General features: G+C 36.1%; 14 protein-coding genes. 13 read left to right on the top strand and 1 reads right to left on the bottom strand.

The window, feature by feature from the left end; all coding sequences use genetic code 11:
* Positions 1-46: 46 nt before the first annotated feature.
* The 8 genes from BIV60_RS19020 to BIV60_RS18985 all read left to right on the top strand — a co-directional run bounded on the left by BIV60_RS19020 (position 47) and on the right by BIV60_RS18985 (position 7,053).
* A complete protein-coding gene (locus BIV60_RS19020; RefSeq protein WP_071357281.1) occupies positions 47-697 on the top strand; it encodes a helix-turn-helix domain-containing protein in 651 nt (216 codons plus the stop codon).
* 42 nt (positions 698-739) lie between these two features.
* Positions 740-1,927, top strand: coding sequence for an FtsW/RodA/SpoVE family cell cycle protein (locus tag BIV60_RS19015; RefSeq protein WP_071357280.1), 1,188 nt, complete (start codon positions 740-742; stop codon positions 1,925-1,927).
* A gap of 47 nt (positions 1,928-1,974) precedes the next feature.
* The gene (gene tatC / locus BIV60_RS19010) at positions 1,975-2,709 is read left to right on the top strand and encodes a twin-arginine translocase subunit TatC (protein WP_071357279.1); all 735 of its coding nucleotides are present in this window, start codon (positions 1,975-1,977) and stop codon (positions 2,707-2,709) included.
* A 127-nt stretch (positions 2,710-2,836) separates the two neighbouring features.
* The gene (locus BIV60_RS19005) at positions 2,837-3,628 is read left to right on the top strand and encodes an ABC transporter ATP-binding protein (RefSeq protein WP_071357278.1); all 792 of its coding nucleotides are present in this window, start codon (positions 2,837-2,839) and stop codon (positions 3,626-3,628) included.
* 158 nt (positions 3,629-3,786) lie between these two features.
* Complete coding sequence (locus BIV60_RS19000) at positions 3,787-4,482, top strand: N-acetylmuramoyl-L-alanine amidase (protein WP_071357277.1); 696 nt, start codon at positions 3,787-3,789, stop codon at positions 4,480-4,482.
* Positions 4,483-4,655: 173 nt separating this feature from the next.
* Positions 4,656-4,847, top strand: a complete 192-nt coding sequence (locus BIV60_RS18995; RefSeq protein ID WP_071357276.1) for a hypothetical protein — start codon at positions 4,656-4,658, stop codon at positions 4,845-4,847.
* A 184-nt stretch (positions 4,848-5,031) separates the two neighbouring features.
* A complete protein-coding gene (locus tag BIV60_RS18990; RefSeq protein ID WP_071357275.1) occupies positions 5,032-5,844 on the top strand; it encodes a C40 family peptidase in 813 nt (270 codons plus the stop codon).
* 249 nt (positions 5,845-6,093) lie between these two features.
* Entirely contained in the window at positions 6,094-7,053 is a 960-nt protein-coding gene (locus BIV60_RS18985; RefSeq protein ID WP_071357274.1) for an aldolase catalytic domain-containing protein, read from the top strand.
* Between the two features lie 307 nt (positions 7,054-7,360).
* Here BIV60_RS18985 and BIV60_RS28615 read toward each other — a convergent pair whose 3' ends face one another.
* Complete coding sequence (locus BIV60_RS28615) at positions 7,361-7,531, bottom strand: SPW repeat protein (RefSeq protein WP_083402327.1); 171 nt, start codon at positions 7,529-7,531, stop codon at positions 7,361-7,363.
* A gap of 241 nt (positions 7,532-7,772) precedes the next feature.
* Here BIV60_RS28615 and BIV60_RS18980 point away from each other — a divergent pair, with 241 nt between their 5' ends.
* The 5 genes from BIV60_RS18980 (at position 7,773) to BIV60_RS18965 (ending at position 12,703) form a co-directional block, all read left to right on the top strand.
* Positions 7,773-9,029: an MFS transporter gene (locus BIV60_RS18980; RefSeq protein WP_083402326.1), complete on the top strand. Its 1,257-nt coding sequence runs from the start codon at positions 7,773-7,775 to the stop codon at positions 9,027-9,029.
* 120 nt (positions 9,030-9,149) lie between these two features.
* Positions 9,150-9,278 carry a YjcZ family sporulation protein gene (locus BIV60_RS28610; RefSeq protein ID WP_083402325.1) on the top strand — a complete coding sequence of 43 codons (129 nt, stop codon included), beginning with the start codon at positions 9,150-9,152 and terminating at the stop codon, positions 9,276-9,278.
* Between the two features lie 116 nt (positions 9,279-9,394).
* Positions 9,395-10,120, top strand: a complete 726-nt coding sequence (locus BIV60_RS18975; protein WP_071357272.1) for a ZIP family metal transporter — start codon at positions 9,395-9,397, stop codon at positions 10,118-10,120.
* 166 nt (positions 10,121-10,286) lie between these two features.
* Complete coding sequence (locus BIV60_RS18970; protein ID WP_071357271.1) at positions 10,287-10,640, top strand: hypothetical protein; 354 nt, start codon at positions 10,287-10,289, stop codon at positions 10,638-10,640.
* Positions 10,641-11,104: 464 nt separating this feature from the next.
* Entirely contained in the window at positions 11,105-12,703 is a 1,599-nt protein-coding gene (locus tag BIV60_RS18965; protein WP_071357270.1) for a glucose PTS transporter subunit IIA, read from the top strand.
* Position 12,704: the final 1 nt, after the last annotated feature.

The following is a 12,704-nucleotide window of genomic DNA, read 5'->3' as shown; positions in this document are numbered from 1 at the left end:
TTTAACGGGGATTATTGTAATGGGGTTAAAAATGGGGGAGTAAAAAATGTCTGAAGTTCGAAAAAATAGTAGTATTGGTATGGTGTTAAAAGATTTATTAAAACAACGGTCATTATCCATGAGGAAATTGAGTGAGCTTTCTGAAATCGACACTGCCACCATTTCACGGATTGTAAATGGTAAACGAAAAGCCACACCTGAACATTTAAAGAAATTTGCAGACTGTCTTGGGGTTCCGTTTGCAGATTTATTCTGTGCTGCCGGTTACCTTATTGAACAAAAGCCGGAAAAAAGCTATTCAGATGATCTTTATGCAACGGTGGATAATATCGAGAAAATTCTAGAATCTTCTAATTTATATAATAAAAAATTTACGATTGAAAGTGTGGAAAAACATTTAGCGAAATATGAACAGTTTTCGCAAACGGAAGAAGGAAAGGAAACAATCCTAAAGAACTTTGAGAAGAAGCTTCAAAAATTAGGGGGAATAGGTCCTTTTATCAGCCATTTAAAAGTAATGTTTGAACAATTTTCCACAAAGAAAGCTACATCTCATCAATTAGCAATTATAGGAAGTGCACTTTTATATTTCATCTTACCTGTTGATGTCATTCCAGATTATATCTTTCCCATTGGTTATTTAGATGATGCTGTCGCCGTACAGCTTGCATCGGATTTACTATCAATGAAAAAATAAATAGATTAAGTGTTTATAAAAAGTAAAATATATGGTGAAAATATGAAAACAGATACAAATTATTTAAAAAGATTAGATGGTACGATCCTCTTAATCTTAATCGCATTTTTTATTTTAAGTTTAATATTTATTTATAGCAGTCAGCAAACAGGCCAGTATGGAGCACAAAATTTTGCACTAAAACAGGCGATTAACTATCTCATTGGGTTTACATTGCTGCTCCTTGTTGCCAAGCTTGATATTGATCAGATTGAAAGATTAGCATGGCCATCTTATATTGCATTATTTTTAATTATCATATTCTTGCGATTTTCTCCAACCTCGATTGCACATCCAATCCTTGGGGCAAAAAGATGGTTTACCATCCCTGTGTTGGGTTCAATTCAGCCATCCGAATATTTTAAAATTTCCTTGATCCTTTTAGTTGCAAGCTTAATCACCAAACATAATACAAAGTTTCTAAACAGAACATTAAAAACAGATCTCATGCTTGTTGGAAAAGTCATATTGGTTGCACTTCCGCCGTCACTATTTGTTTACCAACAGCCGGATACTGGAATGGTTATTTTATATTTTATTGCAATCGGAAGTATGCTTTACCTTTCTGGATTAAATAAGAAACTTGTCGCTTTCTTTGTAATTATCCCTCTAATCATTATGAGTGTGCTTGTTTATTTGTATTTGTACCATCCGGATGTTATTTATAAACAATTAGTTCCATTGCTGAAGCCGCACCAGCAGGAAAGGATCGTTGGTTGGTTAGATCCGGCGGGAAATAGTGACCAGGCTTATCAGACAAAAAGATCCCTTTTGGCAGTAGGAAGCGGGGAAATGTACGGAAAAGGGTTAATGCATGGAACAGTATATATCCCCGAAAAACATACCGATTTTATTTTTGCAACAGTGGCTGAAGAAGGTGGATTTTTTATCGCATCCATTGTCATCACATTGTTTTTTCTACTAATCTATAAGATTATTGTCATTGGGCATTCATCTGAGAACATTTTTGGTACCTATTTTTGTGCAGGAATCGTATTAAGTATGTCTGTCCAAATTTTTCAAAATATCGGCATGGTTGTCGGTTTAATGCCTGTTAAAGGTATTTCTCTTCCTTTTTTAACCTACGGGGGGAGTTCCTTATTCTCTAATATGATAATTTTGGGCATTGTATTATCGATAAGGAAAACGTTTGGATTATATATGTTTGCAAGGAAAAATGAATTTTCGTAAATTCAAAAGTTGTGTTATTCCGAAAAAATTGAGGAAGGCGAATAATTTTGGCAGAAAAAGAACTTAACCTAGTAGAGCATTTGGATGAATTACGAAAGAGACTAATTATCTCAGCAGCTGCCTTTCTGATTTTTCTTGTGTTAGGACTTGTTTATTCTAAAGAGATTTATGTTTTTTTTATGGGAAATCTAGGTTATAAACTTATGGTTTTAGGGCCAAGTGACATCATTATGATTTATTTTCATCTTGCGTCGGTTATTGCCGTTGCAGGAACGATTCCTGTAGCAGCATGGCAGATTTGGATATTTGTTAAACCCGCATTAAGTTCGTTTGAAAGAAAAGTTGCATTAGCCTATATTCCCGCTTTATTTTTTCTTTTTATTGGAGGAATGGCATTTGGATACTTTTTTATTTTTCCAAATGTAATGCGGTTTCTCATCCATTTGGGGAACGATTTAATGACTACCTCATTTACGGCAGAAAAATATTTTAGTTTTTTACTCAATATGACTTTGCCGTTCGGTTTTGCCTTTGAATTGCCGCTTGTCTTGATGTTTTTAACAACACTGGGGATTGTCAATCCATATAGAATTGCTAAAATGAGAAAGTATGCGTATTTAATTCTGGTCATTATTGCTTCTATGATTTCTCCACCAGAGTTCATTTCACATATTTCTGTAGCAATTCCGCTCATTCTTATTTATGAAATAAGTGTTCTATTATCTATCATGGTTTTTAAGCGAAAGCAAAAAAGTCTTAGTGGTTTGCAATTTGAAGAATGATAATCTTGTATTCACATGGAAAGCTATCCATGTGAATTTTTTTTCTGTTCAAATTAAAGTGTTTTTTTAATTTTCGCATTCTTTGATACTATAAAGATAGGCTTTATATTTGAAAGGAGTATGAATCATGGTTTTACATCTGGAAAATGTTTCATTAAAACGTGATGGTTCTTGGATATTGCAAAATATAAACTGGGAAATTGAAAAGGGAGATCACTGGGTTTTATTTGGCTTAAATGGTGCGGGGAAAACAGCGATTCTTCAACTATTAAATGCTTTTTATTTCCCAACTCAGGGAAAGGTAACTGTGCTCGGACTTGAATTTGGAAAGACGTATTTAGGTGAAAAGCTTCGCAAACAAATTGGGTTTGTATCGTCATCTCTACAGGAAAAATTTCATCCGGGTGATAATGCGTTTGAGGTTGTTTTAAGTGGGGCTTTTGCCTCTATTGGTTTATATGAAACCCCTACAGATGCGATTCGCGCAAAAGCGATTCAACTGCTTGTGAATCTTGGATGTATTGAGTATGCAAACCGAAACTATGAAACATTGTCTCAAGGCGAGAAACAACGAGTCCTCATTGCCCGGGCATTAATGGCAGAGCCAGTACTGCTCATTTTGGATGAACCAACAAACGGACTGGATTTTATCGCGCGCGAACAACTGTTGGAATCGATTGAGTTCATTTCACAGAGCCCCGATGCACCGACCATGATTTATGTCACCCACCATGTCGAAGAAATTTTACCTGTCTTCAATAAAACCTTGCTGCTTAAACAAGGACAAGTATTTGCTGCTGGCGAAACACGAGAAATGATTTCTGGTGACCAGCTTACCGAATTTTTCGGAATGCCAGTAACGGTATTGTGGGAAAATCACCGGCCGTTGTTATCGAAGCAGCAAATGGTAGAAAAATAGGAACTATACTAATTAACAGGAGGAATAATAGAAGAAAAGATTGAGGGTGATCCTCAATCTTTTTTTTATTAAAAAAGAGATTTTGAGGGTTTTTAAGTTTTTAGCCTTTCCAAAAAAGCACAAAATTACATATATATAGAACAAGGAGGGATATTGAAATGAAAATTCATCAAAAGTTTATTCCTGTTTCTATTACATTTACTCGCCCAGGCATTAAAATGACTCCTGATTATATCACAATCCATGAAACGGACAATACTGCTCGAGGAGCAGACGATGTTGCCCATGCAAATCTTCAATTTAATGGTAATAGTAGACAAGCTTCCTGGCATTTCCAAGTAGACGATGATTCCATCTATCAATCTATACCGACCGATGAAGTAGCATGGCACGCAGGAGACGGAGATGGTCCGGGTAATATGACATCCATTGCAATTGAAATTTGTGTCAATAGTGATGGGGACTTTAAAAAGGCCGTCGAAAATGCAGCGTGGTTGACCAAAAAACTAATGGATGAACTAAATATTCCATTATCAAGAGTAGTCCAGCATCACCATTGGAGTGGTAAGAATTGTCCCAAATATTTACGTAGTGGTGAAAAAGGAATCGATTGGAATAACTTTTTAACAATGGTTAATGGAGAAAAAATTAAAAAAACGGATTCTCAAAAAAATAGCAGTAAAGAAGAATATAAAGGTAATAGCATTGTTGATTACCTAAAATATATAGGGGAAGACTCGAGTTTTGCCAACCGGACAAATTTGGCACAACAACATGGTTTAAAGAATTACACAGGGACTGCGGACCAAAATCTTAAGCTGTTGGATATTCTAATAGGTGGAAAGACCCCCTAGAAATCCCATTCCCAAAATATAATTTTTTGAAAGAGCAAAAGTTTTTTTTTGTACGACCTTATAAATAATTTCTTTATTCGGTGTTACTGTACAAGGTTATTTATATTATTCTAATTTTACCTTTCATTTTCCACAAAATTCTGTTACAATCACTCGAAATAGGGGGTGTAATCATGGCTAATAACCTAACAGAATTACTTGGAGCTCCATATGAAAATTTAATTGAAGCCCAAGTAGATAAAAGTCCAAGTGAATTGGTTATTTCAAATAACAGTGGCGAAACCTATTACATAGTAACGCCTGAGGTATACGAAAGCGATCTTAAACATCAAGGATTTGAAATCGTAGTGTCTGCCGGAGAGTAATTTTCTCTCCGGTTTTTTGTGTTTCGAAACCTTAAAGCTTTACTCAATTTTAATAAATTATTAATAGACTTCAATATATTACAAAACTATTTCATTTCCTTAACAATTTTCGACAAAATCTAGCAATCTCCCCAAATAGTAAGTAAACTGGTAAAGTGATTATATAGATAACGTGGGGGAGAAAATGAAAAAGAAACTTTTAACATTGGTAGCAGCTACAGTATTTGGGACTTCATTATATAGCACTTCGGCCATGGCCATGAATATCAAGGTTAAAAGGGGAGATACTTTATCAAAGTATTCCAAACAATACCATATTTCAGTTGCTAAAATTAGATCAGCGAATAAATTAAAAAATGATCGACTCTTTATCGGTCAGAACCTTTATATCCCTGTAAATGGACAAAGTATTACAAAAGCGAGCATCAATACGACTTCATACATATATACAGTAAAAAAAGGCGAAACTTTATCGAGTATCGCGAAAAAATATGGTACGACCGTAAAACAATTGAAGTCATTAAACGGTTTAAAATCTGACTTTATTAAACAAGGCCAAAAACTAAAAGTTAGCGGAAATATTTCAACAGAATCTGTTAATACGACTGATACCACTCGTTCCGATGTGCAAGCACTTGATACAGAAAAATTGATTAGAGATGCAAAATCAGTGATTGGAACTCCTTACCGATGGGGAGGAACGATACCAAGCGGCTTTGACTGCAGCGGCTTTATTTATTATGTACTGAACAAGCAAAAAGATTTCTCTCGTCAAACTGTAGCGGGGTATTGGAATATGATGAAACCGGTATCTACTTTATCGGTTGGTGATTTTGTTTATTATGAAACTTATCAATCAGGTCCTTCGCATATGGGGATTTATGTAGGAAATGGAAAGTTCATTCATGCAGGATCCTCAAGAGGAGTCGAAATTTCCGAAATGAATAATTCTTATTGGAAACCTCGATATCTGGGCGCAAGACATTTAGATAAATAGTGAAAATGAAAAGGGACTCTTACTTGAGGAAGAGTTCCTTTTCATATTATTTGTGTTATTGGCGGCCATCGTTTAGAAATCCTAAGAAACCGGTTTAATTTCAAAAATTATTTTATAAAATTGAATTTTCGGTTAAATACATTGACACGATTTAGCGAAAAATGTTATAAACACAATAAGAATTTTAATAAATAAAAGCATTAAAGTAAAAATTAATCTTAGTTAAGGGAAAAACAGGGGGATTGCATCATGGAACAACGTAGTAAAATTTTAGACTGTACCATTCGCGATGGCGGTTTGATTAATAATTGGGATTTCAGTGTCGAATTTGTTCAAGACTTGTATAATGGCCTAAGTGAAGCAGGTGTTGAATACATGGAGATTGGCTACAAAAATTCACCTAAGCTTCTTAAAGCAACGGAAACAAATCCATGGAGATTTCTTGACGATAACTTTCTGAAAGAAATTATCCCAGAGAAAAAGTACACAAAGCTATCTGCTTTAGTAGATATTGGCCGTGTAGATCCAAATGACATCCTGCCACGTGAACAAAGTGTTTTAGACATGATTCGGGTTGCTTGCTATATTCGTGAAGTGGACAAAGGCTTAGAACTTGTTAAAATGTTCCATGATTTGGGATATGAAACGACCCTTAACATTATGGCTTTATCAAATGTTCCGGAAAAGCAATTGATTGAAGCATTTGAATTGGTGCGAAATAGTCCTGTAGATGTAGTCTATATTGTTGATTCCTTTGGAAGTTTGGATCCTGGTGATATCGAGCATCTAGTGAAAAAGTTTAAAGAATTGGTGCCAAACAAACAGCTTGGAATTCATACCCATAATAATATGCAGTTAGCATTCGCCAATACCATTGCGGCAATGAGCAACGGAGTTACTTTCTTGGATTCTTCTGTATATGGCATGGGTCGTGCAGCTGGTAACTGTCACACAGAACTTCTTGTAAGCTACATTCAAAAAACAAGTTATGAACTTAAGCCTGTACTGGGTATCATTGAAAAGCATATGCTGGAAATGCGGCAAAAGTGGGAGTGGGGCTATATCATTCCTTATATGATTTCCGGGGTCTTGAATGAACATCCTCGTGTTGCTATGGCGTACCGTAGTAGTCCTGATCGGGATAAATTCGTGGATTTTTATGACAAGGTCACATCACCTGAAGTCGAATTCACATCAGTTTCTAAATAATGGATCGGAAAAAGTGCCTTAATAAGGTGCTTTTTTTTTGCATTCTTAATGCTTTTTCTTTTATTTTATCGATTATTCGTTTAACAGAAAAATATGCCAATACTATAGCGTGTTTTTTTATTTCCTTATAGAAACAAATATCAGCCCTTAAAAACCATTAATTACCAATTGAAATGGACAATGTTTCTTTACCACAGCTTTGGCAGGGTTTTTAAGATTAAAAAAAGATGGGACAGATAATAAAAGAAAAACCCTCCAATAGGAGGGAACCGTACTCCAATATGAAGCCAATTAATCCTGCTTACCATCAATGATTATTATTTTTTACCTTGTTTCCTGCCCAAATCGCTAAAATGAGAAGAATGACTCCAAAAATGATGCTATTCCATAAGGCGCCGGTGTTGTCAGTAAATTTGTATACCCACGGAGAGAAAAATACCCATATACCAATTAAACCTGTAAGCCAAAGCTGCCACATCAAATATCGACCCCTTCCAAAGAAGATTCGAATATTGGAGTACTTACCATATCCTATTCACCTTTTTTGAAAAACATTACCTTAAAGTAAAATCAATTTTCAATAAGTCTTCAGCATTTGTGCAAAAACGAGGAAGTACAGCATATAATTTTACACATATCTTTGATTATTTAATGTACGTGGTACAATGTTGTGAAGAAAGGAGCTTATCCTTATTGAAATACCTCGGAGGTTACAATTTTTGAAGAATCAAAGAGTTAATTTGATCCTGTTATTATTTGTGGTTTTCGGAGGCTTTTTTATTTTTGGTTTATCGGAAAATATCAAAGGCCCGGCGCTGCCGGTCATGCAGTCCGAATTCAATCTGCATGAATCGCAACTGGGTGTTTTACTTTCCCTGAATTCTCTAGGATATTTGCTAGCGTGCACCTTCACATCAAGTCTTACCATTAAGATCGGAATTAAATGGACTGGTATCCTTGCATTTGCTTCGATGGCATTGGCGGGCATTTTCATGTTTTTGTCTAAAGCGTATATAACCTTATCGTTTTCCTATTTTTTATTATATTTGGGGAACGGCATTCTCGAAATTGGCCTTGGTATTATGGCTGCCCGCATCTTTACCAAGAAGACAGGGACAATGATGAATCTTGCCCATTTTTTTTACGGACTCAGTTCAATAGGGGCTCCCATTTTGGGTGCTTCCATGATGGGATGGAATGTGATGGGCGGGGAACTTGGCTGGCGTGGGATGTATTTGATGATTCTTTCACTATCCATTTTGCCCGTTATTCCCTCGCTGTTAGGAAAATTTCCGGAAGAACATCAACATGACGGGAAAACTACGTCCTATCGTAATCTTATTCGAGATCCGATTGCTTGGATGATTGTGGCCATCCTTTCGTTCGGTGTGGTATCTGAACTTTCAATTGGAAGCTGGCTTGTTTATTATTTAGAAAATGCTTATGATTGGTCATTAAAAAAAGCATCAGGTATGCTTTCATCCTTTTTCCTTTTTTTTACCCTTTCAAGGCTGTTTGTCGGACCAATCACAGATAAAATAGGGTATATATTATCCATCATGATATTTTCAGCTTTTTCAGGTCTATGCAGCTTTGCTGCTATTTTCAGCGGTGAAAAAGGGGCCATTCTCTTTGCAATTGCAGGAATTGGGATTGCACCAATCTATCCCACCGTTATGGCCCTGCTTGCCAAACAGTACTCAAAAGGAGTAGGGACAGCGATTACGTTTACAGTGACTCTCTTAGGAATTGCAAGCATTTTCGGAAACTTGCTAGTCGGCTTTATCATCGATCTTTTCAATCGTGTATGGGGTCATAGTAGCGGAGGGAACGATGTGATTGGCCTTCAAGCTGGTTATGTGTTTATCGCAGCATTGGCCATTCTTTGCTCATTTTGCAGTATGTTCTTATATAAAACTCTCCGAAACCGAAATAAGGTTGTTGGAAAGGAAAAAGGTTCAGAATTAGGATTCTGAACTTTTTATCTTTTTGTACTGGACAAATATCTTTTTTTACTGACATGTTACATTAGCATTTCCTTTACAGTACTTGGTGCATATTAATAAAGTAAACAACCTTAGGGAGGTGCGTTTACAATGTGCGGTTGGTGCGGTTGTGGCGGTTATGGTTACGGCTTCGGAGGTTATGGTGGCTATAGTCCATTTGTTTTAATTGTAGTATTGTTTATTCTTTTAATCATCGTTGGAGCAAGCTGCTTCTATTAAAAAACCATACAAAAATAAGGTGATCTTCCATGTCACCTTATTTTTTATGGTTTTTGTACTCGTTTGACATTTTGGTGAATAAATATGGAGGAATGAACAATAAAGGAGAGGATTAAGTGACTCCAACGGTATTGCTTGTTGTGTTAATCTCATCTCTTGCCTACATTCTTGGTGGATTTCTTGTTTTATGGCGGAAAAATTGGTCTGAAAAAACCTTATTGTCATTAGTTGCTCTTAGTGCCGGTTTATTATTATCCATTGCGCTTTTGGATTTAATTCCTGAAGTACAAGAAGATCTTGATCATAGCAGTTTGTTTGTTCTAATTGGTTTCCTTTTAATGTATTTAATCTTTCTGCCAGCAACATTAAAGGGTAAAAAGTTAATAGAGAACAGTGATGATACTCCTGTAACGGGATTAACAATTGGTATGCTGCTTCACAATTTTTTTGAAGGGTTATCCATTGGGATTAGCTATACTGCAGATTTAAAATTAGGCTTATTTGTTTCAATCGCACTGGTTATTCATAAAATCCCCGAGGGTCTTTCTTATAGTTCAGTTTTGCTTGCTTTTCTAAATGGCCGTAAAAAAACAACTATTTATCTTATCATTCAAGGTGTTTTTACTTGGTTAGGAGCAGGAAGTGCTGTTTTATTATCCGGGCTTAAAGGTCTTCAAGAACCAATTGCTGCTATTGGCTTATCTATTACAGCCGGGATTTTCCTATATCTTAGCGGAACATTATTATTGCCCTTAATTAATCGGGGAACCTTTAAAAGTACACCGCTATTCTTTCTTGGTGGAATTTTACTTTATTTAGTATTACATAGTCTAATAAATTGACAAAAAACTTGGGCGGTATTTTTTAGGCTGGCAATTGTGCTTGCCTCTTTTTTTCCTAAAAATTCGTAGTGCCGGGGATTAACAACAACAGAAGTAGAGGAAATTACTAATTTTTCGAAACTATCATCATACAATAATAGTAAAGATTAATAGGAGGCGTTTATAAATGCTAGCGAAAGTGAATGAGTTAAATAGAAACGTAGTTATTTTATTATCAGTCCTGATTATCGCGATTACATCGGTTATTGTTACCTTAATTGCAACCCGGCAAGGGTCTGGAAATGGGAGCTCTAAGTCATTATCGGAGTTCCAAGAATTTGTTGTCAAAGAATACGGAGTTAGGCCAGATATTCAGATTACTTTTCGCCAAGTTCCTCCTGTGCAGGCTCGAAATATAACAGAGTCTTTAGCGAAAAAGTTAAATTTAGAGGGTGCAGGATTAAAAGAATACGATGGTATAGAGTGGTATGGTACAAGAAGTGAAAAAGGTGATATTGCGGTTGATGCGTTTTATAAGTAAGGCTCATCTTCTAGCAGTTTTTCAAATGAGGATTCCTGATATACCACAACCTGCTTTTTTTATTCTAATAGTATGAATATAGTGGCGGGCTTATTTCAATATATGAGTTTTTGTAATCTATATTGTATATTTTTGCTAACTTTATTGTATAGTAATACCAAACCGGCTAAGTAACGGGAGGTAACAGGCACTGTTCTTATATAAAATTTTAATTGAAACCAAAAGAAACCTATCAAGTTGATATTTAGTAGTACTGAAGGGAAGCCGAGCAAGTTGCGGGCTTCCCTTTAATTTTGGTCAATATTATGCCATTAAATAGCCCCAGTAACACTTCATTTTTCCAAGTGATTGATTTTTTAAAAATATAGTAATAAGAAAATGGAAATCATAAGATGAAGTTCCTGCTAGAAAAAATCCTGCTTATTGTTTTACTAAGGTAAAATTTAAAACAAGGAGAACAAAAAATGAATGCGATTAACACGAGTGATGCTTCTATAGAAAAAAAAGAAACGGTCATAAACAAAATTTTAGGAGCAATCAGTGGAAGTTTCGCACCTATTTTAGGGGTACTTGCTGGATCCGGATTAATATCAGCCTTATTATCCATTTTAACGACATTAGGATGGTTATCTGCTAAGAGCGGAACCTATGCTATTTTTTCTGCAGCTGGACATGCTGTATTTTACTTCTTCCCGGTTTTTCTCGGGATTACATTAGCCTTAAAACTCGGAGCCAACTGCTATGTTGGTGGTGCGATCGGGGCTGCACTTTTGGAACCGCATTATACAGACTTAGTTAAAGCTGGAGCTCAAAACGTAGATTTCTTAGGGATTCCGGTTATATTAGCAAGTTATTCTTCAACCGTTTTTCCAATATTAATTGCGGTTTTCATTTATACCGTATTAGATAAGTTTTTGAAAAAAGTAATTTATAAAGACTTACAGATGTTTCTTAATCCACTTATTTCATTAATGGTGATTGTTCCTTTAACCATACTAGTATTTGGTCCTTTTGGTACATATGTGGGAGGGGCCATAGCGGTGGTTATAAAATTTTTAAGTTCAAAAAGTGGAATCTTAACAGGAGCAGTTATTGGTGCTGCATGGTCATTTCTGACCATATTAGGTCTGCACTGGGCAGTTGTTCCAATCATGATTGCAAATCTGGCAACCGGCGGTGACCCGATTAGCCCCATGGCGGCTGCTGCACCATTTGCCCAAATCGGGATGGGACTTGGGGTTTTCTTAAAAGCGAGAGATAAAGATTTGAAAACGCTAGTTGGATCTGGGCTTGTTCCTAGTGCCTTGGCAGGTACAACAGAAATCATCACATACGGTATCCTAGTACGTTACAAACGAACGATGCTTTTTGTTGCATTAGCCGGAGCAATTGGCGGAGCGATTAATGGGGCACTTGAAGTAAAAGGGATTGCATTTGCTCTCCCAAGTTTCTTGTCCATTCCAGTGTATACACCAATAGGACTATATTTAATGGGTACTTTAACAGCTTTAGTTATCGCCTTGGTTCTGACACTTGGATTTGGATATGAAGGGAAAAGCAACCCACTGCCTGCCAAAACGGTGAAAGAATTTGGACTAGCGAATGTAAAGAGAGAAACCATTTTAAGTCCATTAAGCGGAGAAATTGTTTCATTAAGCGAAATTAGCGATCCGCTTTTTTCAACTGAGACGGTAGGTAAAGGAATTGCGATTGAACCTACAAACGGCGAAGTGATTTCACCTGTTAACGGAACTGTTACCACTCTATTTCCAACCGAACATGCCATTGGTGTTACATCAGAGGATGGAGCTGAAGTATTAATCTGTATTGGGGTTGATACAATTAAATTGAAAGGTCAATTTTTCACTTCTCAGGTGAAACAATGGGATACAGTGAAGATGGGTGACATGCTCATTCAATTTGACATTGAAAAAATTAAGGCTGCAGGCTTTAATGTAAAAACTCCTGTTGTTATCACAAATACCAATCAATATATTGATGTAGTCCCAGTCATGGAGGGCAAAGTCCAGGCAAAAGATGAATTAATCAAGCTGATTTTATAAG

It is taken from the genome of Bacillus sp. MUM 116 (assembly GCF_001866655.1).
Taxonomy (GTDB): domain Bacteria; phylum Bacillota; class Bacilli; order Bacillales; family Cytobacillaceae; genus Neobacillus.
This window is presented reverse-complemented; position numbering and strand designations above follow the sequence as displayed.

Coding starts and splice junctions, on each gene's coding strand:
- BIV60_RS19020 (WP_071357281.1), top strand. CDS start 47: ATGTCTGAAGTTCGAAAAAATAGTAGTATTGGTATGGTGTTAAAAGAT.
- BIV60_RS19015 (WP_071357280.1), top strand. CDS start 740: ATGAAAACAGATACAAATTATTTAAAAAGATTAGATGGTACGATCCTC.
- BIV60_RS19005 (WP_071357278.1), top strand. CDS start 2,837: ATGGTTTTACATCTGGAAAATGTTTCATTAAAACGTGATGGTTCTTGG.
- BIV60_RS19000 (WP_071357277.1), top strand. CDS start 3,787: ATGAAAATTCATCAAAAGTTTATTCCTGTTTCTATTACATTTACTCGC.
- BIV60_RS18995 (WP_071357276.1), top strand. CDS start 4,656: ATGGCTAATAACCTAACAGAATTACTTGGAGCTCCATATGAAAATTTA.
- BIV60_RS18990 (WP_071357275.1), top strand. CDS start 5,032: ATGAAAAAGAAACTTTTAACATTGGTAGCAGCTACAGTATTTGGGACT.
- BIV60_RS18985 (WP_071357274.1), top strand. CDS start 6,094: ATGGAACAACGTAGTAAAATTTTAGACTGTACCATTCGCGATGGCGGT.
- BIV60_RS28615 (WP_083402327.1), bottom strand. CDS start 7,531: ATGTGGCAGCTTTGGCTTACAGGTTTAATTGGTATATGGGTATTTTTC.
- BIV60_RS28610 (WP_083402325.1), top strand. CDS start 9,150: ATGTGCGGTTGGTGCGGTTGTGGCGGTTATGGTTACGGCTTCGGAGGT.
- BIV60_RS18970 (WP_071357271.1), top strand. CDS start 10,287: ATGCTAGCGAAAGTGAATGAGTTAAATAGAAACGTAGTTATTTTATTA.
- BIV60_RS18965 (WP_071357270.1), top strand. CDS start 11,105: ATGAATGCGATTAACACGAGTGATGCTTCTATAGAAAAAAAAGAAACG.